Annotated in this window: 26 protein-coding genes; 12 read left to right on the top strand and 14 right to left on the bottom strand. The window is 68.6% G+C overall.

Annotation, left to right across the window (positions count from 1 at the left end; all coding sequences use genetic code 11):
* Nucleotides 1-8: 8 nt before the first annotated feature.
* From LT965_RS01160 to LT965_RS01150, 3 genes are all read right to left on the bottom strand, one after another.
* Nucleotides 9-1,166 carry a hypothetical protein gene (locus LT965_RS01160; protein WP_232702184.1) on the bottom strand — a complete coding sequence of 386 codons (1,158 nt, stop codon included), beginning with the start codon at nt 1,164-1,166 and terminating at the stop codon, nt 9-11.
* 374 nt (nt 1,167-1,540) lie between these two features.
* On the bottom strand, nt 1,541-1,720 hold the full coding sequence (locus LT965_RS01155) for an FmdB family zinc ribbon protein (protein WP_232702183.1): 180 nt from the start codon (nt 1,718-1,720) through the stop codon (nt 1,541-1,543).
* A 119-nt stretch (nt 1,721-1,839) separates the two neighbouring features.
* On the bottom strand, nt 1,840-3,216 hold the full coding sequence (locus tag LT965_RS01150) for a PQQ-dependent sugar dehydrogenase (protein WP_232702182.1): 1,377 nt from the start codon (nt 3,214-3,216) through the stop codon (nt 1,840-1,842).
* 217 nt (nt 3,217-3,433) lie between these two features.
* Between LT965_RS01150 and LT965_RS01145 the strand changes: the two genes are divergently transcribed.
* From LT965_RS01145 to LT965_RS01135, 3 genes are all read left to right on the top strand, one after another.
* Nucleotides 3,434-4,201 (top strand): GTP cyclohydrolase III, encoded by a 768-nt coding sequence (locus LT965_RS01145; RefSeq protein ID WP_232702181.1) that lies wholly within the window; start codon nt 3,434-3,436, stop codon nt 4,199-4,201.
* Nucleotides 4,202-4,306: 105 nt separating this feature from the next.
* Complete coding sequence (gene dinB, locus LT965_RS01140; RefSeq protein ID WP_232702180.1) at nt 4,307-5,557, top strand: DNA polymerase IV; 1,251 nt, start codon at nt 4,307-4,309, stop codon at nt 5,555-5,557.
* 30 nt (nt 5,558-5,587) lie between these two features.
* Nucleotides 5,588-5,860: a hypothetical protein gene (locus LT965_RS01135; RefSeq protein ID WP_232702179.1), complete on the top strand. Its 273-nt coding sequence runs from the start codon at nt 5,588-5,590 to the stop codon at nt 5,858-5,860.
* A gap of 6 nt (nt 5,861-5,866) precedes the next feature.
* Here LT965_RS01135 and LT965_RS01130 read toward each other — a convergent pair whose 3' ends face one another.
* The 3 genes from LT965_RS01130 to LT965_RS01120 are packed head-to-tail and all read right to left on the bottom strand — an operon-like array spanning nt 5,867 to nt 7,829.
* Entirely contained in the window at nt 5,867-6,571 is a 705-nt protein-coding gene (locus LT965_RS01130) for an SDR family oxidoreductase (protein ID WP_232702178.1), read from the bottom strand.
* A gap of 45 nt (nt 6,572-6,616) precedes the next feature.
* On the bottom strand, nt 6,617-7,264 hold the full coding sequence (tpiA, locus tag LT965_RS01125) for a triose-phosphate isomerase (protein ID WP_232702177.1): 648 nt from the start codon (nt 7,262-7,264) through the stop codon (nt 6,617-6,619).
* 34 nt (nt 7,265-7,298) lie between these two features.
* The gene (locus LT965_RS01120) at nt 7,299-7,829 is read right to left on the bottom strand and encodes a multiprotein bridging factor aMBF1 (protein WP_232702176.1); all 531 of its coding nucleotides are present in this window, start codon (nt 7,827-7,829) and stop codon (nt 7,299-7,301) included.
* Nucleotides 7,830-8,032: 203 nt separating this feature from the next.
* Here LT965_RS01120 and LT965_RS01115 point away from each other — a divergent pair, with 203 nt between their 5' ends.
* Nucleotides 8,033-9,298 (top strand): RNA-guided endonuclease InsQ/TnpB family protein, encoded by a 1,266-nt coding sequence (locus tag LT965_RS01115; protein ID WP_232702175.1) that lies wholly within the window; start codon nt 8,033-8,035, stop codon nt 9,296-9,298.
* A 77-nt stretch (nt 9,299-9,375) separates the two neighbouring features.
* Here the strand turns inward: LT965_RS01115 and LT965_RS01110 are convergent, their stop codons facing one another.
* From LT965_RS01110 to hisC, 3 genes are read right to left on the bottom strand one after another with little or no spacing between them, the layout of a single operon-like run.
* Nucleotides 9,376-9,975 (bottom strand): CDP-alcohol phosphatidyltransferase family protein, encoded by a 600-nt coding sequence (locus LT965_RS01110; protein ID WP_232702174.1) that lies wholly within the window; start codon nt 9,973-9,975, stop codon nt 9,376-9,378.
* A complete protein-coding gene (locus LT965_RS01105; RefSeq protein ID WP_232702173.1) occupies nt 9,972-10,478 on the bottom strand; it encodes an adenylate kinase family protein in 507 nt (168 codons plus the stop codon). Before LT965_RS01105 ends, LT965_RS01110 begins: the two co-directional genes overlap by 4 nt.
* Complete coding sequence (gene hisC, locus LT965_RS01100) at nt 10,475-11,548, bottom strand: histidinol-phosphate transaminase (RefSeq protein ID WP_232702172.1); 1,074 nt, start codon at nt 11,546-11,548, stop codon at nt 10,475-10,477. Before hisC ends, LT965_RS01105 begins: the two co-directional genes overlap by 4 nt.
* A 123-nt stretch (nt 11,549-11,671) precedes the next feature.
* Here hisC and LT965_RS01095 point away from each other — a divergent pair, with 123 nt between their 5' ends.
* The 3 genes from LT965_RS01095 to LT965_RS01085 all read left to right on the top strand — a co-directional run bounded on the left by LT965_RS01095 (nt 11,672) and on the right by LT965_RS01085 (nt 13,018).
* Nucleotides 11,672-12,031 carry a hypothetical protein gene (locus LT965_RS01095; RefSeq protein WP_232702171.1) on the top strand — a complete coding sequence of 120 codons (360 nt, stop codon included), beginning with the start codon at nt 11,672-11,674 and terminating at the stop codon, nt 12,029-12,031.
* Between the two features lie 57 nt (nt 12,032-12,088).
* A complete protein-coding gene (locus LT965_RS01090) occupies nt 12,089-12,511 on the top strand; it encodes a hypothetical protein (protein ID WP_232702170.1) in 423 nt (140 codons plus the stop codon).
* Nucleotides 12,512-12,583: 72 nt separating this feature from the next.
* Nucleotides 12,584-13,018, top strand: a complete 435-nt coding sequence (locus LT965_RS01085) for a Rieske (2Fe-2S) protein (RefSeq protein ID WP_232702169.1) — start codon at nt 12,584-12,586, stop codon at nt 13,016-13,018.
* Between the two features lies 1 nt (nt 13,019).
* Here LT965_RS01085 and LT965_RS01080 read toward each other — a convergent pair whose 3' ends face one another.
* Both LT965_RS01080 and LT965_RS01075 read right to left on the bottom strand, forming a co-directional pair.
* Nucleotides 13,020-14,609, bottom strand: coding sequence for a GMC family oxidoreductase (locus tag LT965_RS01080; protein ID WP_232702168.1), 1,590 nt, complete (start codon nt 14,607-14,609; stop codon nt 13,020-13,022).
* The gene (locus LT965_RS01075) at nt 14,606-15,124 is read right to left on the bottom strand and encodes a gluconate 2-dehydrogenase subunit 3 family protein (protein WP_232702167.1); all 519 of its coding nucleotides are present in this window, start codon (nt 15,122-15,124) and stop codon (nt 14,606-14,608) included. Before LT965_RS01075 ends, LT965_RS01080 begins: the two co-directional genes overlap by 4 nt.
* 97 nt (nt 15,125-15,221) lie before the next feature.
* Between LT965_RS01075 and LT965_RS01070 the strand changes: the two genes are divergently transcribed.
* On the top strand, nt 15,222-16,454 hold the full coding sequence (locus LT965_RS01070; protein ID WP_232702166.1) for a hypothetical protein: 1,233 nt from the start codon (nt 15,222-15,224) through the stop codon (nt 16,452-16,454).
* Nucleotides 16,455-16,476: 22 nt separating this feature from the next.
* On the opposite strand, the gene LT965_RS01065 is transcribed toward LT965_RS01070, so the two are convergent.
* Entirely contained in the window at nt 16,477-17,205 is a 729-nt protein-coding gene (locus LT965_RS01065; RefSeq protein ID WP_232702165.1) for a fumarylacetoacetate hydrolase family protein, read from the bottom strand.
* Between the two features lie 90 nt (nt 17,206-17,295).
* Complete coding sequence (locus tag LT965_RS01060; RefSeq protein ID WP_232702164.1) at nt 17,296-17,520, bottom strand: hypothetical protein; 225 nt, start codon at nt 17,518-17,520, stop codon at nt 17,296-17,298.
* A gap of 80 nt (nt 17,521-17,600) precedes the next feature.
* On the opposite strand from LT965_RS01060, the gene LT965_RS01055 reads away from it, so the two are divergent.
* The 3 genes from LT965_RS01055 (at nt 17,601) to LT965_RS01045 (ending at nt 19,333) form a co-directional block, all read left to right on the top strand.
* The gene (locus LT965_RS01055) at nt 17,601-18,323 is read left to right on the top strand and encodes a metal-dependent hydrolase (RefSeq protein ID WP_232702163.1); all 723 of its coding nucleotides are present in this window, start codon (nt 17,601-17,603) and stop codon (nt 18,321-18,323) included.
* 98 nt (nt 18,324-18,421) lie between these two features.
* Nucleotides 18,422-18,817 carry an OsmC family protein gene (locus LT965_RS01050; protein ID WP_232702162.1) on the top strand — a complete coding sequence of 132 codons (396 nt, stop codon included), beginning with the start codon at nt 18,422-18,424 and terminating at the stop codon, nt 18,815-18,817.
* Between the two features lie 66 nt (nt 18,818-18,883).
* The gene (locus LT965_RS01045) at nt 18,884-19,333 is read left to right on the top strand and encodes a DUF5799 family protein (RefSeq protein WP_232702161.1); all 450 of its coding nucleotides are present in this window, start codon (nt 18,884-18,886) and stop codon (nt 19,331-19,333) included.
* On the opposite strand, the gene LT965_RS01040 is transcribed toward LT965_RS01045, so the two are convergent.
* Nucleotides 19,330-19,476, bottom strand: a complete 147-nt coding sequence (locus LT965_RS01040) for a DUF7557 family protein (RefSeq protein WP_232702160.1) — start codon at nt 19,474-19,476, stop codon at nt 19,330-19,332. The genes LT965_RS01045 and LT965_RS01040 overlap by 4 nt on opposite strands.
* A gap of 77 nt (nt 19,477-19,553) precedes the next feature.
* On the opposite strand from LT965_RS01040, the gene LT965_RS01035 reads away from it, so the two are divergent.
* Entirely contained in the window at nt 19,554-19,847 is a 294-nt protein-coding gene (locus tag LT965_RS01035; protein ID WP_232702159.1) for a DUF5779 family protein, read from the top strand.
* The last annotated feature ends 10 nt before the right edge of the window (nt 19,848-19,857 follow it).

Genomic DNA, 19,857 nt, shown 5'->3' with positions numbered 1-19,857 from the left:
CGGGCGGCTCAGAACACCTGCGGCGCCACGTCCGTCTTCTCCAGCCAGTCGCGGACCACGTCGTCCACGCCCGCTCCCATCGCGGCGGGGTCGGTGTAGAACCACTCGCCGTCGCCGTACGCCGCGACGAACGGGTCGTCCGGGTAGTAGTCGATTGGGCCGCGCAGCGACGGGTCGATGGGGAGGTACTCCCGTCCGCCCAGCGTCAGCGACTCGACGTCGTAGGGGAGCGCCGGGACGTCCGCGAGGTCGACACCCATGATGAGGTGGCCCGCCTGGAACAACAGCGCCGTCTCGCAGTCGAAGGCCGCCGACAGCAACCCGGCGAGCAGGTAGGTTCGGTCCTTGCAGTCGCCGACGCCGGCCACGAGCGTCTCCTCGACGGTCCGGTGGTAGTCGTACGTGCCCAGGGACTCGGCGTCACGAGCGTAGTGTAGCGTCTGCACGAAGCGAACCAGGACGTCGAAGCGCCGGCCCGCGTCGAGCGCTCCCAGTGTGGGCGCGTCCCCGCTTGCCTCGTCCGCTCTGGAGACACACCTGGCGTCGCGTTCGAGCGTCGCGGCGACGTCACTCGCGACCGGGCTCGACAGCGACTCCTCGTAGGTGGTCGTGTAGCCACGCTCGGCGGCCACCGCCGCCTCGTGCGTGGACCGGCGGAGTCGGTAGTCCACCGACCAGACGTCGTCGTCGGCGTCCTGCCAGCGGTAGGTCAGCACGTAGTCGTTGCCGGCGAGGCGACGGTCGAACCAGGTGCCCTGGACAGGTGGGTGCGCGTCGGTCACCCGGTCCGCCGCCGACAGTTCGCTCCCGGTCCCGTTCGCCCACCGGAACGGCGCGGACTCACAGAGGTAGGCCTCGACTTCGGCTTCGCCCGCACCTCGGACGTACACCTCGTAGAACCAGGCGCCCGGGTCGCGGTTCTCGCGTGGAACCGCGACGGTGACGCTGCTCGACTGACCGCCGTCGGGTGCTCGCAACCGCTCGCTCGCGCCGCGGCCCAGGACCTCCCCCGTGGGATACTCGCGGCGGACCACGACGACTTCGAACTCCGGCCTCGGGTCGTGGCACGTCACGTCCACCGTCACGTCCGATCCCGCGACGCGTTCGACCTCGCCCGAGATGCCCGCGTCCCGGGGCGGGAGGCTGCCGTCGCCGCGAGTCGACACGCCGCCCAGACCCAGGTTCAGCTGGGCGAATAGGACGGACTTACGGCCCAGTAAAGCACCACCTACTGCGGCGCCACGACCCAGGAACTTGCGGCGGTGCATGCCGAGCCATTGGACCTGTCCCCCTTAACTTCCCCTCACAGTAGATTGACGTTATCGGCGGTAAGGAGGGCTTACGCCCGTGAAATCGACAGTATCTGGTAAGTAGAATGGATGCAGTGTGGCGGCAACTGGTGGTGACGACGGCGGCGCTACCCGAGCGATTCTACCACGGGCTGCGGGCTCGGATTGCTGGCGGCAGAACTGTACGGCAGGTCACCCAAGAACGGCGTGGTCCGGTGTTCGATCGCGCGCGAGAGAGAACAGGCTACGGGCTACGGCGTCTCGATCCGCGCGACGTTGTGGTCGTCGCAGACCGGACACTGCATGTCCTCGTGGTCCGGCACGGGCAACTCGAAGTGGCTGTTGCAGGCCTCGCACTCGTAGGTGTACGTCTCCAGGTCCATCTCGTCGTCACTCCCGATTCGGCTCCGAATCGAGTCGAGCAACCCCATACGTTGTACGAGGTCGTGGACTCCGATAACGCCCGTGCTTGCAGTAGCAGCCCCGTTCTCCCGCCTCCCGCCGAGCCGACCTCGGCGGACCTGTCCGCGCGGCCAGTCGAGGCGTGCGTTCAGTCGCTGGAGCCGAGTCTGTGGACCGCACCACTCTCGCCCGATGGTGCGGCGGCGGCTGTCGTCGCGACGTACAGTTCGTCCTCGTGGTCGCGACCGAACGCCAGCAGGTACTGGCCCGGCGGGTTCTCGCCGGCGTGTTCCAGCGACACCGACTTGACCGGCCACAGCCCGTCGTCGACGGGCGTCGCGACGAACACGTCGCCCCCGGACTGCCAGTCACCGAAGACGTACCGTCCGTCGAGTGCGGGCACGGCGTCCCCAGCGTAGCGGTAGCCGCCGATGACGGAGACGCCCTCGACGTCACCGCCGGAGTGAGAGTACTCGATCACGGGGTCGCGGAGAGGGTCGCCCTCGGGCGTCTCCGAGGGGCAGTCCTCGGGAGGCGACCCCGGGGAGTCCGCGCCGAAACAGCGGGTTCCCTCCCGGACGTTCCAGCCGTAGTTGCCGCCGCGCTCGACGACGTTCACCTCCTCGTACCGGTTCTCGCCGACGTCCGCGACGAACAGCGTCTCCCCGGCGAACGACAGCCGCCACGGGTTGCGGAACCCCCAGGCGTACTGCTCGTCGAGGCCCGGCTCGCCGACCAGCGGGTTGTCCTCGGGGACCGCGTAGGGCGCGCCGTCGCCAGTCTCGTCGACGTCGAGGCGGAGCACGCTCCCGAGCAGATTCGACGTCACGTCCTGGCCGTTGCCGCCCTCGTTCCCGTCGTACCAGTCCGAGACGTGGCCCGTGCCCACGTCGCTGCCCGCGCCGCCGTCGCCCACGCCGACGTAGAGGTAGCCGTCGGGGCCGAACACGACGCTACCGGCGTTGTGGTTCGACTGGGGTTCGGGGAGTTCGAGCAGGCGCCGCTCGCTGGACGGGTCCGCCTCCAGGTCCTCGCCCACCCGGAACTCCGAGAGGACGAACGTGTGACTGTAGTCGTCCGGGGTGTCGTCGGCCGGGGGCGCACTGTACCGGACGAACAGGCGACCGTTCGAGTCGAACTCCGGGTGGAAGGCGAACCCGAGGAGGCCGCGTTCCTCGTAGCCGCTCAACGCGACCATGCGGTCGCGGACGTCGAGCAACGGCTGGTCGCGGACGCCGCCCGACTCCACGACGTGGACGACGCCGACCTGGTCGGCGACGAACGTACGCTCGGTGTCGCCGGGTGCGAACTCGACGCCGAGCGGGGCGGCGAACCCGCCCGCCACGAACTCGGTGCCGACGCTGTCGGGGAGCGACGTGGTTCCGGACGTCGTCCCGTCCTCGGCTGTCGTCGGCTGGGCCGCGTTCCCGCCGGTGTCGTCGAGACAGCCCGCGAGGACGCCAGCGACCCCGAGCGCCGTACCCGTCTGGAGGAGCGCCCGACGGGAGAGTTGGCGGCCAGTCATCTGCCGTCTCGACCGTGGACGGTCGGCGGTCCGCTGTCTCCGGTCGTGTAGCGCATACGGAACGCAGGACCTCCACGCTGTTAGTAGTTCACACGGTTGCGAGGAGTTACGGCCGCCCGGCGGCCGACTGAACGACCGTCGGAGGCCGGGCCTACAGAACACATTTGGAACGCAATCCAAAACCGATATACCTGCGCCGCGCGGACTCCCGGTAACCGTGACGAACACGCAGGTTACGCTCGTCCAACTCGACAACTACGGCCCGTGGACCGTGACGCCGTCACCGCGCCGCGAAGTCGACCTCCAGACGCTCCAGTCGCGGCTGTACGCCGACCTCTCGCAGGCGTTCGGCATGCGCGACGGCTACGTCTTCTTCACGCGCTTCGACAACATGCTCGCGGTGACCAACGGACTCGACCTCGAGGACCACGCGCGCATCCAGGAGTCCATCCGGAACCGCTACCCAGTCACCGTCAGCCTCTCCATCGGCACGGGGGCCTCCCCGGCGGACGGCCTCGTGGACGCCACCGCCGCGCTCCAGGACCAGGGGAGCGCCCAGGACGCCGACCGCACCGAGGCGCTGCTCGGCCAGCCCATCGAGGAGTCCGAGCGCAGCGACGACGACGTCCAGATCGCGCACTTCGACGTCGTCGACGCCACCGGCAAGTACACCGACGAACTCGACGCGTTCTCCTCGTTCATCCACATCGAACAGGGGTACGCGGAACTGATGAAGTACATGCACGACGCCCACGACTCTCTGTCCTTCTTCGTCGGCGGGGACAACATCATCGCGGTCTGTCCGGCGCTCACCGAGGCCGACTACGCCGACGCCATCGCACACGTCCGCGAGGCGGCGGGCGTCGACCTCCGGGTCGGCGTGGGCCACGGCGTCTCCCCCCACGACGCCGGCATGGGCGCAAAACACGCCCTCGAGGACGCCCGCGAAGAGGACTCGGTCGTCGAGATCCTCCCCGGCCAGTAGACCACTCCTCCGTTCCGGCGGTTCCACGGTCGCCCCGAGCACCCGTTCCCCGACAGCCACCCGTCACCCGGTCGTTTATCTGGACGGGGCTCTCACCCGCGAGTGATGCCCGCCGGCGAGCGACTCCCAGGGGCGCCAGACCGCGCGGAGCGCATCGTCCTCCACGTCGACATGGACTGCTTCTACGCCTCCTGCGAGCGCCTGCGGGAACCCGAACTCGAGGGGGAGCCACTCGTCGTCGGGATGGGGTACGAGGCCGGCGAGACCATCGGCGCCGTCGCGACCGCGAGCTACGAGGCCCGGGAGTACGGCGTCGAGAGCGCGCAGGCCATCGGCGCGGCCCTCGACAACCTCCCGCGGAAGGCCGAGGAACCCGACGACCCGGACGCCGGCTACTACCGTCCCGTCGACATGGACTTCTACCAGGAAGTCGGCGGCGAGGTCAAGGAGATTCTGTACGAACTCGGGGACACCGTCCGCGAGGTGAGCATCGACGAGGCGTATCTCGACGTCACCGAGCGCACCGCCTGGGACGTCGCCGAGGGGTTCGGCCGCCACGTCAAACAGCGCATCCAGCGGGAGGTCGGCGTCCCCGCGAGCGTCGGCGTCGCCCCGGACATGAGCACCGCGAAACTCGCCAGCGACCACGACAAGCCCGACGGCCTCGTCGTCGTCGAACCCGACGAGGTCCGGGAGTTCCTCGCGCCCATCGAGATCGAGGACGTCCACGGCGTCGGCCCGGTCCGTGCCCGCGAACTCCGTGAGATGGGTATCGACACCGCGGGCGACCTGGCTGCCGCCGACCCGTACGAACTCGTTGAGCGCTTCGGTGAGCGCGGCCGGGAACTCCACCGGCGCGCCCGCGGCGTCGACAACCGCCCTGTCGAACCCCGCGGGAAGCCCAAGAGCCTCTCCCGGGAGTCCTCCTTCGACGGCGCGACCGACGACTTCGAGCGCGTCCGCGAGCAGGCTCGGACGCTCGGCGAGGCCGTCGCCGACCGCGCCACCCGCAAGGACGCCTTCTACCGCACCATCGGCGTCAAGGTCGTCACGCCGCCGTACGACGTCCACACGCGCGCCGAGTCGCTGCCCGGTCCCGTCGACGACCCCGACCTCGTGGAGGACGTCACCCAGGACCTCCTCGACGAGTTCGCCGACGAACGCGTCCGGAAGGTCGGCGTCCGCGTCTCGAACCTGGACTTCTCGGAGCGCGAGCAGGCGAACCTCGACGGCTTCGCGGACGCCGACGCCAGCGGTGACGGCGACGGCACGCTCGACCGCGGGCGCTACGACCGGGACCGAGAGGACGACCAGTCGGACCGCGACGGACAGGTGTCACTCGGCGACTTCGAGTAGGTTTTTGGCCCGCCTCCGCCTACAGCGCGTGTGAACAAACTCCCGCAGGTCGACGAGGAGACGTGGCGACTCGCCCGACACGCCCACGTCGTCGTCTACGACGCCGAGGACGGCGGCCAACTCCTCACCATCTACGACTGCGGCGCCGCCCAGAAACCGCCGTCGGCGCAGGTCGTCGGCCACCTCGCGCGCACGGACGCGGACCACGAACGCCAGCCCCAGCCAACGGGCTCCATCGTGAAACTGCGCGAGGAGAGCGTGCTGCGGAAGCAGGGAGACGGCTACGTCATCGAGTCGGAGTGACCGTTTCTACACCGAGTCCGTCAACCCGCCGTCGACGCGGAGATTCTGCCCCGTGACGTAGCTCGCGTCCGACGAGGCGAGGTAGGCCACGGCGTCGGCTATCTCGCTGGTCTCTGCGGCCCGCCCCATCGGAATCTCGGCAGCCGTCTCGTCGTCGATCGGCCAGCTGTCCGTGAAGCCCGGCAGCACGTTGTTCATGCGGACGCCGTCGGCCGCGTACCGGTCCGCGTAGAGCTTCGTGAAACTCCCGAGGCCCGCCCGGAGCACAGAGGAGACGGGGAACTCTGCACTCGGCTCGAAGGCGGAGAACGTCGAGATGTTCACGATAGCGCCGCCGCCCTGCTCGCGCATGACCGGGGTCACCAGCCTGGCCATCCGCACGACGTTCAGCAACACGAGGTCGAGGCCGCCGTGCCACTCCTCGTCGGTGATGTCCAGCAGGTCGCCGGTCGGCGGGTGACCGGTGCTGTTCACCACGGCGTCGACGCGGCCGTACCGTTCGACCGCGGCGTCGACCAGCGCGGCGATGTCGTCCGGGTCAGTCACCGACCCCTCGAAGCCGACGCCCCCGAGCTCCTCGGCGACGTCAACGGCGGCACCCGACTTCGACAGCAACACCGGCGTGTAGCCGTCGTCGGCCAGTCGCCGCGCACACGCTTCGCCGATACCGCTGCCGGCCGCCGTCACGATGGCTACTCGTTCGGAGTCCATGGGCGCCATTGGTCGCCCCCCGCGAAAAAGGTGTGCTACCCGTCCTCAGGCGAGCGGCTCGACGAGGTCTTCGAGTGCCGCCCGCGGGTCGTCGGCCTTCGCCACGCCGCTCGCGAGCAACACGCCGGTCGCACCGAGGTCGCGCGCCGCGGCCAGATCGTCGCCCGTGCTGATGCCCGCACCGCAGTAGACGTCGACGCCCGGGTCGACCGCCTCGGCGGCGGCGACCGCGTCCTCGACAATGTCCGGGTCGGCCTGCGAGACCGGCGTCCCGGTGCCGATGAGTTCGGGGGGTTCCACAGCGACGGCGTCCGGGCCGAGCGCCGCGGCGGCCGCGACCTGCTCGGGGTTGTTCGCGCAGACGACGGTGTCGAGGTCGACGCGCCCGGCGGCGTCGAGGCTGCCGTCGATGTCCGCGAGTTTGCGGCGGTGCTCGGAGTGATTGAGCAGCGTCCCGGTCGCGCCGTTGTCCGCGACGGACTCCGCGAGCACGCTGCCCGTGTGGCTGCCGTGCTCGACGGCGTCGACGTGCTGGGCGTAGGTCGTCGCGCCCGTCTCCGCGACCCGCGCGAGGTCCGCGGTCTGGGGCGCGACGGCGATAGTCGTCTCTGTCTCTGCGGCGACGTCCCGTGCGGCCGCCGCGACCGCGACCGGGTCGCAGGGGTAGGCCTTCAGGTTGACGAGTACGAACACACCGGAGAACCGGCCGCAGGGTCGAAAAAAGTTCCTAGCTGTCGTCGCCCTTCCGGCGGACCTTATCGCCGAGGGTGAGCCCCGCGCTGTCGCTCTCGGAGGACCACTCCTCGTCGCTCGTGTCGCCGGACTCCGTGAGGACGATGCCGAGACGCTTCTCGACCTTCTCGCGGACGTCGTCGCTCGGGAGGCTGGCGCCGCGCTCGAGTTTCCGGATGACGCTGGCCTTCTCGTTGAGGTCGTCGGCCAGTTCCTCCTGGCTGAGCCCCTCCGCCTCGCGAGCGTTCCGGATGCGCTCGTCGTAGTCGCCGGCCAGTTCCTCCATCTCGTCGAACATGTCCCGGCGGCGCCGGCCGCCCGAGGACCCGGAGGATCCGCCAGACGAACCGGAGGAGCCGCCCGACGACGAGGACGTCGAGTACTTCGTGCTGGTAGTGCTGGAGGACTGCTGTTCGACCTCCGTGCCGAAGTCTGCGCAGTCGCCGCAGACGTCCAACTCCGCTCCCTCGACCTTCACGGTCTTCGGGTTCGGAACGTCAGCACCACACATCTCGCACTGAACCATACCGCTACTTGCCCGGGGGCACGTTTAAATGGCACGCCCGGTCGCGCAGCCGTTCAGCCTGTTTAAAGGGGGAGCATCTGGGCTCAAGGTGCGTCTGAAAGGAGTGAGTTGGCCGGAGAGGAAACTGACAGCGTGTGGAACAACCGATTACATAGGATCTCGACCCTCGAACGTTTAAGAACCCCTAATCTTACATCTGAAGTATGGAGGTACGACGTACCGCGCCCGTCAAACTCGTCGTTCCTGACGGGCGACGCAAGGACCTCCACAAAACCGCACGACAATTCCTTTACTGCGCCAATCGTGCCGCAGATTACTGCTGGGCGGACAAATCCTACAAGGACTGTATCACATCGAACTCCAAAGCCCGTGACGAACTCTATGACGAACTCCGCGGCGAAACTGACCTCACCGCCAACCTCGTCCAAGAAGCCATTCGACGCGCTGTCCAAGCTACGAAAGGCTGCGTCGAACGGTGGAAGAACGGCAAGCGAGTGAGCCAACCTGAGTTCACGTCGTGGAGTATGCTCTACGACAAACGGAGCGCCACGTTCTACCGGAACAACGTCTCACTCTCCACGGTCAACGGACGAGTTGAATGCGACTTCGAACTCCCTTCAGATAGTCCGACGCCATTCGAACGGTACGTGTTGTCCGAAGAGTTTGAGTTCCGTGCGAGCACGCTCCAGTATGACGCAGCGGACGACGAGTTCTATTTCCACATCACCATGCGGAAGTACGACGCTGACAAAGACGGGGACGATGGCGACTCGTCCGAGGTTTCGGAAGATGCTGAGCACCAAACAGTCCTCGGTATCGACCTCGGCGTCAACAGCCTCGCAATCTCCTCGACCGGAACGTTCTGGCAGGGAGGCGACTACGACCACTGGACTCGGGAGTTCGAAAAGCGACGGGGAGAAATCCAACAGCGCGGAACGCAAGCAGCGCACAACGCACTTCTTCGCCTCGGGAATCGCGAGGAAGCCTGGCGTAAACAGTACATCCACACCGTCGCGAACGAAATAGTGTCAGAAGCTGTCGAACACGACTGCAACGTGATCGTGTTTGAGGACTTGACCGACATTCGTGAGCGACTTCCGCAAGCGAAGTGGCACCATCTCTGGGCATTCCAACGTCTGTTTGACTACGTCGAGTACAAAGCCCCGGAACAGGGCGTCTCAGTGGAACAAGTCAGGCCGAACCATACGTCCCAACGCTGTTCCCGGACGGACTGCGGGTTCACGCACCGAAACAACCGCGACGGTGAACACTTCCACTGCCAGAAGTGTGGGTACGAGGTGAACGCAGACTACAACGCGGCGAAGAACATCGGGCTTCGGTATGCCCGGAAGCGACAACACAAACTCCGGTCCTCGCCCACGTCGGGGGACGGAGACGCACTAGTAGACGTGCGTATAACTGGTGGGATGGTGAACGGTGAGAGTCATCGGCCGATTGCTGGCGACTGATCACCGCGAGTCCACATCAAAGCCCCACCCTCAACGAGCGAACCTCGTATGGGGTGAGCGAAATAGGGTAGGGTAGTTTACACGAGTTGCCGCCACGCGGAGACGAAGCGCTGGACCGCCGTGAGGTGGCCGACGACCGCGAACAGCCCGAGCAGCCACGCGACCAGCGTGAACCCGGCGACAGTCGGAACGAACACAGTGAGACCGCCGACGAACCCGACGAGCGCGAGGCGGTCCGCGCGCCCGAGCAGGCCACCGTACACCCGGTCGAGGCCGACCGCCTGCGCCTGCGTGCCGAGGTAGGAGGTGAGCAGGACGCCCGTGACGGCGGCGAGTCCGAGGTCGTAGCGCCCGATGCCGGCGGCGAGCCCGGCGACGACGATCACGTCGGCGTACCGGTCGAGCACGTGGTCGAGGAGGTCCCCGGCCAGCGAGTCTGTGCCGAGGTCCCGCGCGAGCGCGCCGTCGAGCAGGTCGAGCCAGCCGTTCAGGAAGACGAGGAGGGCACCGACGGCGTACGCCAGCGGCGTGGCGACGTAGAACGCCGCGCCCGCCCCGACGGCGAGCGCGAACGCGACGACGCTTATCGCGTTCGGCGTCGCGCCGACCGCCTTCGCGCCCCTGACCCACGGTCGCAGCGCGCGGTCCGCCACCGGGCGGAATCTATCGAGTGTCATAGGTACTCCGTGAAGTCGACGTCCCCGGCGGAGGGGTCCCGGTCGCCGGCGATGGCGACCTCGACCTCCGTCGCCACCTCGTCGGGGTCGCGGTCCGTGGTGTCTATCTCGTAGACGCTGTCCTCGCCGTGAATGCTCACGGTCTCGGAGAGGATGACGTCGAGCGCCTCGCTCTCTGCATTTTCCTCCGCCTTCGCCTCGGGTTCCCCGCGCTCGGTCAGCCGGCGGGCCAGTTCCTCGGGGGCACACCGAAGGACGACGACGCGGTCGACGTCCAGGAGGTGCGCGAGGTGTGACTCGACGAGCACGTCCTCGTCGCCCTCCAGCCAGTCGCGGACGGCCTCGAGGTCGGCGACCTTGCTGTCGCGTGCCTCGTCGACCTCCGTGAACAGCCCCTCGCGCTCGATGAGGTCGTTGAGGTGGACGACGTCGAGGTCCGTCTCCAGTAGCCCGGTCGCGCTCGTCTTGCCCGTCCCGGGCGTCCCCGTGACCGCGACTCTCACCGCGCGAGCACCTCGTTCAGCACCGCGACCGCCCGCTCGGTCTCCTCGCGGGTGCCACAGGTGATGCGGACGTGCTCCGGGAGCCCGAAACTCGAACAGTCCCGGACGAGCACGCCCTCGCACTTCGCCTCGTCGGTCACCTCGGTCGCATCGCCGACGTCGGCGAGCACGAAGTTCCCGTGGCTCTCGTAGGTCTCCGCGTCGAGTTCGTCGTGGATGTACTCGCGGCTCCACTCGACGCTCCCGACCGACTTCTCGACGTGGTCGTCGTCTTTCATCGCCGCGAGGCCCGCCGTGCAGGCGACGGCGCTCGCCGCGAACGGCGTCTGCACGCGAGCGTACGCGTCGGCCCACGCCGGGGGCACGACGGCGTAGCCGAGACGGACGCCGGCGAGCCCGTACGCCTTCGAGAACGTGCGCAGGACCGCCACGTCGTCGCGCTCGTCGAGCAGCGAGACCGCGGATGGTGCGTCGGCGAACTCGCCGTACGCCTCGTCGACGACGACCAGCGCGTCCGGCCCAGTCTCGTCGGCGACCCGCTCAACGTCGTCGAGCGAGAACCGCCCGCCGGAGGGGTTGTGGGGGCTCGTGAGGTAGACGACGCGCTCGCCGTCGTAGGCGTCGAGGACGCTGTCGGCGGTGAGCGCGAAGCCGTCGTTCTCGGTCACGTCGTACTCCGCGACGTCGCCGTGGTGGAAGCGCGCGCTCATCCCGTAGTAGGTGAACCCGGGCGACGGCACGAGGACGGTGTCGCCGGGGTCGAGGGTCGCTCGCGCGAGGTAGTCGAGCGCGCCGTCGCCACCGTTGGCCAGCCACACCTGCTCGTCGGAGAGGTCCCAGCGGTCCGCGACGGCGGCCGTCAGGTCGGCGTGGACGGCCTTCGGGTAGCGGTGGACCTCCGCGGCGGCCTCGCGGATTGCGCTCGCGGCCTTCGGACTCGGTCCGTGGGGGTTCTCGTTCGAGGAGAGCTTCACGAACTCGCTCGGCTCGCGGCCGAGTTCGCGAGCGACCTCCTCGATACCCCGACCGGCACGGTACTCCACGTGGTCGGAGAGGTCCCGTAGTTGCATGCCCGGGAGATGATTGGGGCGGGCCTTAAGCGTGCCTTCACGCGGCCGAGTAGCCGGTGGTTATCCGCGCGTCGCTCTCGTAGGAACACCATTGTAAAGGGCGTCGCCGGCGAACCGGCGGGCATGGCACTCATCGAGTCGCTCGTCGTCTTCGCCGTCAGCCTGCTCGTCGGCGCCTTCGGCATCTACGTCGGCGCGCGCTTCATTGCGGACACCGAGGACTTCGGCTACGCCGTCGTCACCGCGCTCATCGGCGCCATCGTCTGGGCAGTCGTCGGCTTCTTCGTCGGGTGGATTCCGTTCATCGGGCCGCTGCTGACGCTGCTGGCGTACGTCTGGGTCATCAACCGGCGCTACCCTGGCGGCTGGGGGCGGGCGTTCGCCATCGCGTTGATCGCGTGGCTCGCCGCGCTCGCCGTGTTGTACGTCCTCGCCGTCCTCGACATCTCCAGTTTCGAGGCTGTGGGCGTCCCCGGGGTCTGAGCACGTCGCTCGCCGCAATCCCCGCGTTTTACGGCCACTCCTTCCCGAGGAGTGGGCATGGCACTCACCGAGATAGTCGTGTACGCCACACACCTCCTGTTCGCGGGCCTCTGGACCGGGAGCGTCCTGTTCGCCGCGGTCACCCTGCCCTCCGTCTCGTCGGACCTCCCATCGGGTGTCCGGCGGACGGTCGCCGGCCGACTGCGGAACGTCTCCCGGGCGAGCGCGCTGTTCCTGCTACTCACCGGCGGCTACATGCTCACGCTGGCGGGCTACACGGACGGCGGCGTGCTCACCGGCACGGGTCGCGGCCACCTCGTGCTCGCGATGGTCGCACTCTGGTTCCTGCTCGCCGGCGTCGTCGAGGTCGCGGGCAGCAGACTCGAGGACGGCGAGGACGCGACGGGCCTGCTGTACGTCGGGGGCGTGCTCTCCGTGCTCCTGCTGCTGGACGCGGGCGCGCTCGCCGGCGGTATCTGAGTCGACGTTCGTTCGCTACTTCTGACCTGCCCTACCGGGGGAACTAACTGCGAGGCACTCCGCCACCCTGGTATGACGAGTCGGCACCGGTTAACGAGCGTCGACACCGTCCGTGAGGAGGGGTCGTGGGTGTTCACCGCCCGGGACGAACACGGCGACGACGAGGAGTTCTTCCTCGTGCCCTGCGAGGACGACGACCGGCCGGCGGTCGAAGCGTGGGTGAACAGCTGTACGCACGAGGCCCAGCGGCTCTACCGTGAGGGCGTCGGCGCAGTCGTCCGGAACGGCGACATCGTCTGTCCGAAGCACGGCTCGATGTTCGACAGCTGTTCGGGCTACTGCGAGAACGGCGACGCCGCGGACACCACGCTCCCCTCCGTAGAAATCGACGTCGAGGACGGTCAGGTGTACCTCACCGACGAGGACGTCCGTTTCCTCTACGAAGGGACGATGAACGACGACGGCGACGACGACGGCCCGGACTCTACGTCGCACCTCCAGTTTTGAGCTACAGACGGTCGGCGACGTGGTCGGCGGCCTTCAGCGCGAGCGCGGCGATGGTGAGCGTCGGGTTCATCGCGCCACCGGTGGGGAACACGCTCGACGAGGCAATTGTGAGGTTCGCAAGGTCGTGCGTGCGGAGTCGCGCGTTCACGACGCTCTCCTCGGGGTCGTCGCCCATGCGCGTGGTGCCCATGTGGTGGAACGCCGGCCCCGTGGTCTCCGGGCCGACCGTCCACTCGACGTCGGCGCCGAGTTCGTCGAGGATGTCGCGCTGGATCTCGTTCGCGCGCTCGATGGTCCGGCGCTCGTAGTCGTCGAGCGACCAGACGACGTCGGGCACCGGGTTGCCGTGGTCGTCGGTGCGCTCGGGGTCGAGGTGGACCCGGTTCGCCGCCCGCGGGCGCTGCTCGACGAGCGCGCCCACCGCGACGTGCGTCCCGTAGTCCTCGCGGATGCGGTCGAGCATCGCGTCGCCCCAGTCGTCGCCGCCCAGGGCCATCTCGACGGGCGAGGGACCGGCGTAGTTGAGGAACTCGAGTTTGATGGCGCCGCGGGAGTCGTCGGAGCGGTCGTAGAACTGGTGGCTCTCGGTGGTGTTGAAGCCGACGTGGTTCTGGCGGGTCGGTTCGTCGAGCGTGCCGCCGACGCCGGCGAACAGGTGGTCCGTGAAGTAGCGGCCGACGACCCCCGAGGAGTTCGCCAGGCCCTCGGGGTACTGCGCCGACTCCGAGAGCAGGAGGAGGCGCGGGATCTCGACGCCGCCCGCCGCGAGCACGAACTCGCTGGCCACCTGGCGGTGTTCGGTGCCGTCGGGCGTCGCGTACACCGCAGCGGTCACGCGTTCGCCCGCGTCGTCGTGTTCGAGACGCTGGACCGGCGCGCGGTCGACGACGCGCACGCCCTGGCTCTCGGCCTGCTCGACGTGGACGGTGGCGTCGTACTTCGCGCCGGAGGGACAGACGGGCTGGCAGGTGCCGTAGCCGACGCAGGCGCTCCGGCCGTCGCGGGCCTCCGAGAGTCGGGCGTTCGGCACGGAGTGCGTCGCGATGCCGAGTTCCTCGCAGGCCTCGGCGAACAGCGAGTCCGAGTGGCTCGGCGGGAACGCGGGCAGCGGGTGGGGTCGTTCACGGGGTGGAGCGAACGGGTTGTCGCTGGCGCCGGCGACGCCGAGCGCGTCCTCGGCGGCCGCGTAGTACGGTCGCAGGTCGTCGTAGGCGAGCGGCCAGTCGACGCCGACGCCCGTCTCGCTCGCGAGGCGGAAGTCCTGCTCGTGGAGGCGCATCACCATCCCCTGCCAGTGGAGGGTGGAGCCGCCGACACCCTTCACCCGCGCCGCGTTCAGCGGGTAGTGGCGCTCCCCGGAGGCCGAGTAGGCGTCCCGGTCGCCACCCATCTCCCAGACCGAGTCGGGGGCGTGGGCGGGCCGGATGTCCCGCTCCATGCGGCGCTCCCGATTCTCGCTGTCAAAGCGGGGGCCGGCCTCGAGCACGACGACGTTGTGGCCCTCGCTCGCGAGTCGGTTGGCCAGCAGGCTTCCAGCGGGGCCCGCGCCGACGACGCAGGCGTCGACGTCCTCCGAGGGCTCGCGGTTCATCGCGGCCCTCGCTGGTAGGACGACGTACCGCCGGGGTGGCCCTGCGGGTTCTCGATGCCCGCGAGTTCGCCGCCCGTCGGCGTGGTGAACAGCGCGTACAGCAACTCGTTGACGAGGTAGTAGCGCACGCGCTCGCGGTCGGTGCCGTCCGGGACCGGATCTGCGACGTCGACGCTCATCTCGTCGAGGGTCTCCTCCCGGACCCCGGGGTCGAGGGCTACGAAGTCTGCCTCGTTCCACTCCCGGCTGTAATCGTCGAGCGCGGCGACGGCGTCCGCGACGCCCGCGGCGTACTCGGGTCGCTCGCGGACGCGGTTGACGCTGTACTGCTCGACGAACGACTCGACGCCCTCGACGGCGGAGGGGTAGACGACGCCCGCGACGGCGACGAGCGTCTCGACCTCGTGGTCGCCGACGGGGTCGCCGTCGGGCTCGACGAGGAGTGTCGCGCCCGCACCGACGGCTGCGCCGGTGGCGGCGAGCGCGGCGAGGACGTCGCGTCGCGTCAGCTCCATTCGCGACGGTATTAGGCCAGCCTAATCTTCAGGGTTGCGCTTCCACGGTCCGCTTGCGCGCCCCGGGGTTTACGTACCGCCGACCGAAGGTGCGAGCATGACCACGCGACCGGTGCTCGCCGTCGCGCTCGCGGTGCTGTTCGTCACCGCGGGCTGTCAGGCGCCGACCCAGCAGGGCGCGAGCACGGCGCCCGGGGACGCTCCGGCGACGCCCGCGGGGACGAACGAGTCCACGAACGGGACGACGACCACCGACGACGCGGCGGAAGCGACCGAACTCGTCAGGGTCACCGACGAACTCCCGTTCCGCGCGACGCCCGTCTACGAGCGCGTCGGGCGGATGCTCGGCGTCCCCCAGGCGGACCGACCCAGCACCGTCGTGCGCGTCGAGGACCCGCCCGACGGCGACGTTCTCGGCAGGGCGTCGACGAGTGGGTTCACGAAACTGGTCGGCATCGAGCCGGACCCGTCGGCGGGCGAGAGCGGTGGCGTCAGCGTCGGCGCATTCGCTCGCGGGACGCGGGTCACCCTGTTCGACCACCCGAACGTCACCGCGGCGTGGCAGGAGAACGTCCTCGCCCACGAGTTCGTCCACGTCTACCAGACCCGCATCCTCACCCGGGAGGCCACCGCCCACCTGGACAACCGGCGGGACAACCAGTTCCTGAACGCCGTCCTCGTCGAGGGCTCCGCCGAGTACGTCCAGGAGCGGTACGGCGTCCGCTACCAGAACGAGAGTCTCGACCAGACGGCCGTCCCCGTCAGGTGGAAGAACGCCTCCGCCTACGTCCGCATGCGCATCGCTCCCTACGAGTACGGGTCGCGGTACTTCGCGCTCCGCGTCGACGACGCCGGCGACGTCACCGACGTCTACGACCGGCCACCCCGGACCGCCGAACAGGTCCTCCACGGCTACGCACCCGACGAGGAGCGAGCGAAGACCCTCACTGTCGACCTGGACGCCGAAGACACCGAGTTCACGCGACTACGCGGGACGACGAAGGGCGAACTGTTCGTCCGACTGGCGCTGTCCACGGAACTCGACTGGGAGCGCGCCGTCGCCGCGTCGTCCGGCTGGGGGATGGACCGCCTCGTCCACGTCTCCGGCGACCACGGCGCGAACACGTACGCGTGGGTGCTGCGCTGGGACGACGCCGGCGAGGCCACGGAGTTCCGCGAGGCGTTCGCTGACTACGACGCAGCCAACGACGTCGACTTCCGCACGGAGTCGGTGACCGATGAGACGGTCGTCGTCTACGCCGGCGACGAGTCGTTCGTGGAGAACGCGAGCGCCGCCGGCAACAGTTCGGCCGTCACCGTCACCGTCTGAGAAACAGTCCAGTCTTCGCCCGCTACGGTCGCTCCACGTCGTGCTCGAGCGTCCCGACCCCTTCGATCTCGACCTCGACGCTGTCACCGTCCGTCAGCTCAGCGACGCCCGCCGGCGTCCCCGTGAGGATCACGTCGCCGGGTTCGAGAGTCAGGTACGCCGTGATCTCCGCGAGGAGTTCGGGCACGTCGAAGATGAATCGCTCAATCGAGGAGGACTGCCTCACCTCGCCGTTCACGCGGAGTTCGACGCTCGCGTCCGCGGGGAGTTCCTCGGGCGTCGCCAGCACCGGCCCGAGCGGGCACGCGCCGTCGAAGGCCTTCCCGCGTACCCAGTTCTGCTCCTGGCTCTGGTCGGTGCGGTTCGAGACGTCGTCCGCGCAGGTGAACCCCGCGACGACGTCCATCGCTTCGTCCTCCTCGAGGTTCCGGCACTGCTCGCCGACCACGACGGCGAGTTCGGCCTCGTGCTCGATGTCCTTGCCGTCGGGCAGCGTCACCGTGTCGCCGTGGCCGGCGAGCGCGTTCGGCGGCTTCAGGAACAGCATCGGGCGGTCGGGGACCTCAGAGCCACGCTCTTCGGCATGTTTCGCGTAGTTCCGGCCGATGCAGACGACCTTCGAGGGCTCGCACGGCGGCAGTACGTCCACCTCGCTCGGGTCGTAGGAGCGCCCGCCGAAGGAGACGGTTCCGTCCTCGTACTCGCCGGTGCGGACGGCGCCCGCCGGGTCGCGGAATCGCATTCGGTGCATGCTACCGGCTTCCCGCCGCCCGTGCGTAAGGATTTGGGACGGGGCAATCGCTCGCCGCCCGGGTCGTTCCTCCGGGCCGGGCGACCGGCTTCAGAGCGTCACGAGGTAGTAGAGGAACGCCGCGAACCCGAACAGGCCCAGCACGAAGCTGACTGCCAGCCCGGCGACGACCACGAGTTCGAGGTCGCCGGAGGTGTTCGCGGTGGTCCCCGCGAGTACGGCGAGTTCGAAGACGACTGCTGCGAGGAGGGCGTTCCGGACGCGGTCGGGGTGCGTTCGCGAGGGCTGTTTGTTCCGGACGGCGTCTGCGTCCATGTTCGGGCGTCTCCACGGAGGGAGAAGAATCCACCGGGCCGTCACGTTTTATGTGGGAATCGGGAGTAGGTGAGTACGCTATGGAACTCACTTGGTACGGTCACTCGACGTGGCACGTGGAGGTCGGCGAGACGAGTCTGCTCATCGACCCGTTCTTCGACAATCCGTTCACGGAGACGGACCCGGAGGAACTCGACCCGGACCACGTCCTGTTGACCCACGGCCACGCCGACCACGTCGCGGACGTCGACCGCTTCCGCGGCGCGCACTTCGTCGGCACACCCGAACTCGCAGGCTGGCTGGGCGACCAGCACGGCATCGAGGGCGCCACCGGGATGAACCTCGGCGGCACCGTCGAACTCGACGACGCTTTCGTCACGATGGTGCGCGCGGACCACTCCAACGGCATCGACACCGACTACGGCACGTCCGCGGGCATGCCCGCAGGCTACGTCATCTCGGACACCAAACCGACGCAAGTAGCGGACGAGGAGAGCGTCACGTTTTACCACGCGGGCGACACCAGCCTCCACACCGAGATGCGGGACGTCGTCGCGCCGTACCTCGAACCCGACGCCGTCGCCGTCCCCGTCGGCGACCACTTCACGATGGGACCGTGGCAGGCCGCCGTCGCCGTCGACTGGCTGGACGCCGACGTCGCGTTCCCGATGCACTACGACACGTTCCCGCCCATCGAGGTCGACGTCGAGGACTTCGAACGGGAGGTCGACGCCGTCGGGAGCACCGCCGACGTACACGTCCTCGAGGGCGACGAGTCGTTCGACCTGACCGAGGGCTACTGAGGCCCGCCGTCGGCAGTAATCAGGTCCGAACGCCGCCGGAGGCGAACCCCTCCGAAAGAACAACGCTTACACGGCGGGCGGTGGACTGTTCTATCGTAATGACACTCGAAGTTACCAGCACGTCCGAGGAAGGCTACGTCACGCGGTCCCGCGTCGGGGACTTCGAACTGACCGTCGACGCGACCGGCGAAGACGGACCCGAACCGAACGCGGTGTTCATCGCGAACTACGCGTCCTGTTTCATCCCCGCGTTCCGCGTCGGCGCCAACAAGGAGGGCCACGAGGACCTCGGCCGCGTCGACATCGACGTCGAGGGCGACGTCAACGAGGACGACGACCTCGAGGCGATCCGCTTCCACATCCTCGTGGAGGCCGAACTCGACGACGAGACGTTCGACGACGTCGCCGAGCGCGCCGAGAACATCTGCCACGTCCACACCGCGCTCCGCGAGGGTCTCCACGCCGAGATCACCGGCGAGACGGGCGCGTTCTGAACGGCGACGGCGACTGACCTGCTTTTTGTCGTAGCATACAAGCGGGCTGCCTGCGTAGCCCCGCGTATGACTACCGGCTGGCAGGACCAGATCGTCGGCGCGCGCATGACCGTAGACCAGCAGTTCGCCGACCGCGTCCAGGGGTCGTCGCTCTCCCGGCCACAGTGGGGGCTGGTGATGACCGCGGTGGAGTTCGAGATCGAGAACGCCGACGACCCGGAGGCCGCGACGATGGTCGCGAACACGTCGAAACTCGAGCACGTGCTCCCGGAGATGGCGAACGTCGACCAGCAGATGAACGCGATGGCTGGCGGCTCGGCGGGCGGTAGCAAGGGGAGCGGTGTCGTCGGGAGCATCAAGAACGCGCTGGGACTGGGCGGCGGCGGTGACGAGGACAACGAGGCGCTGGCCGAGGAGTCCACGCAGCTCGCGCAGGCGTACGCCGACGAACTGCAGGCGTACCTCGAGAGCGAGGGGCGCTGGGACGACGTCCGGCGGACTGCCGCGAACGACTAGCCGTCGCCGGAGCGGAACATCGTCAGTTCCTCGGCCTCGTAGATGTTCAGCAGCTCCGTGACGAGTTCGTCGTAGGACTCGTCTTCGACTCTGAGCGAGTCGAGGCGCTCGACGGTCTCCTCGCTGAGTGTGACTTCGGGCATACGTGTGGAAACGTCAGCCGGCAGCATAAACACACGGGCGGGAAGGTTTTTGCCACCGCGGTACGGACTGGTGCTCTATGGGTGACGGCTTCAATCTCGACCTGCGGAACGCCGAGGAGGAGATCGACCTCCCGGAGGAGTTCGAGGGCCACGTCACGCTCGGCGTCCTCGACGGCACGACGCCGGACAGCGAGTGGCTCGACGAAATCGACAGCGGCAACGTCCTCCTGCTCGCCGTCGACGGCGACCTGAACGAACTCGCCGCCGGGTTCGCCGGCGACGTCAAAGACGGCGGCGGCACGCTGATGCACTTCCGGGAGTTCCTCGTCGTCGCGCCGCCGGGCGTCGGCGTGGACACCGACCGACTGTAGCGCGTCTCGA

It is taken from the genome of Halobacterium wangiae (assembly GCF_021249345.1).
Classification (GTDB): domain Archaea; phylum Halobacteriota; class Halobacteria; order Halobacteriales; family Halobacteriaceae; genus Halobacterium; species Halobacterium wangiae.
The sequence above is the reverse complement of the archived record's forward strand: the minus strand, read 5'-3'. Positions and strand labels throughout refer to the sequence as shown.

Excerpts from the sequence above, each read along its gene's own strand:
- LT965_RS01155 (WP_232702183.1), bottom strand. The coding sequence starts at position 1,720 with ATGGGGTTGCTCGACTCGATTCGGAGCCGAATCGGGAGTGACGACGAG.
- LT965_RS01150 (WP_232702182.1), bottom strand. The coding sequence starts at position 3,216 with ATGACTGGCCGCCAACTCTCCCGTCGGGCGCTCCTCCAGACGGGTACG.
- dinB (WP_232702180.1), top strand. The coding sequence starts at position 4,307 with ATGCCCGCCGGCGAGCGACTCCCAGGGGCGCCAGACCGCGCGGAGCGC.
- LT965_RS01130 (WP_232702178.1), bottom strand. The coding sequence starts at position 6,571 with ATGGACTCCGAACGAGTAGCCATCGTGACGGCGGCCGGCAGCGGTATC.
- LT965_RS01120 (WP_232702176.1), bottom strand. The coding sequence starts at position 7,829 with ATGGTTCAGTGCGAGATGTGTGGTGCTGACGTTCCGAACCCGAAGACC.
- LT965_RS01115 (WP_232702175.1), top strand. The coding sequence starts at position 8,033 with ATGGAGGTACGACGTACCGCGCCCGTCAAACTCGTCGTTCCTGACGGG.
- LT965_RS01110 (WP_232702174.1), bottom strand. The coding sequence starts at position 9,975 with ATGACACTCGATAGATTCCGCCCGGTGGCGGACCGCGCGCTGCGACCG.
- hisC (WP_232702172.1), bottom strand. The coding sequence starts at position 11,548 with ATGCAACTACGGGACCTCTCCGACCACGTGGAGTACCGTGCCGGTCGG.
- LT965_RS01095 (WP_232702171.1), top strand. The coding sequence starts at position 11,672 with ATGGCACTCATCGAGTCGCTCGTCGTCTTCGCCGTCAGCCTGCTCGTC.
- LT965_RS01090 (WP_232702170.1), top strand. The coding sequence starts at position 12,089 with ATGGCACTCACCGAGATAGTCGTGTACGCCACACACCTCCTGTTCGCG.
- LT965_RS01085 (WP_232702169.1), top strand. The coding sequence starts at position 12,584 with ATGACGAGTCGGCACCGGTTAACGAGCGTCGACACCGTCCGTGAGGAG.
- LT965_RS01080 (WP_232702168.1), bottom strand. The coding sequence starts at position 14,609 with ATGAACCGCGAGCCCTCGGAGGACGTCGACGCCTGCGTCGTCGGCGCG.
- LT965_RS01075 (WP_232702167.1), bottom strand. The coding sequence starts at position 15,124 with ATGGAGCTGACGCGACGCGACGTCCTCGCCGCGCTCGCCGCCACCGGC.
- LT965_RS01070 (WP_232702166.1), top strand. The coding sequence starts at position 15,222 with ATGACCACGCGACCGGTGCTCGCCGTCGCGCTCGCGGTGCTGTTCGTC.
- LT965_RS01065 (WP_232702165.1), bottom strand. The coding sequence starts at position 17,205 with ATGCACCGAATGCGATTCCGCGACCCGGCGGGCGCCGTCCGCACCGGC.
- LT965_RS01060 (WP_232702164.1), bottom strand. The coding sequence starts at position 17,520 with ATGGACGCAGACGCCGTCCGGAACAAACAGCCCTCGCGAACGCACCCC.
- LT965_RS01055 (WP_232702163.1), top strand. The coding sequence starts at position 17,601 with ATGGAACTCACTTGGTACGGTCACTCGACGTGGCACGTGGAGGTCGGC.
- LT965_RS01050 (WP_232702162.1), top strand. The coding sequence starts at position 18,422 with ATGACACTCGAAGTTACCAGCACGTCCGAGGAAGGCTACGTCACGCGG.
- LT965_RS01045 (WP_232702161.1), top strand. The coding sequence starts at position 18,884 with ATGACTACCGGCTGGCAGGACCAGATCGTCGGCGCGCGCATGACCGTA.
- LT965_RS01040 (WP_232702160.1), bottom strand. The coding sequence starts at position 19,476 with ATGCCCGAAGTCACACTCAGCGAGGAGACCGTCGAGCGCCTCGACTCG.
- LT965_RS01035 (WP_232702159.1), top strand. The coding sequence starts at position 19,554 with ATGGGTGACGGCTTCAATCTCGACCTGCGGAACGCCGAGGAGGAGATC.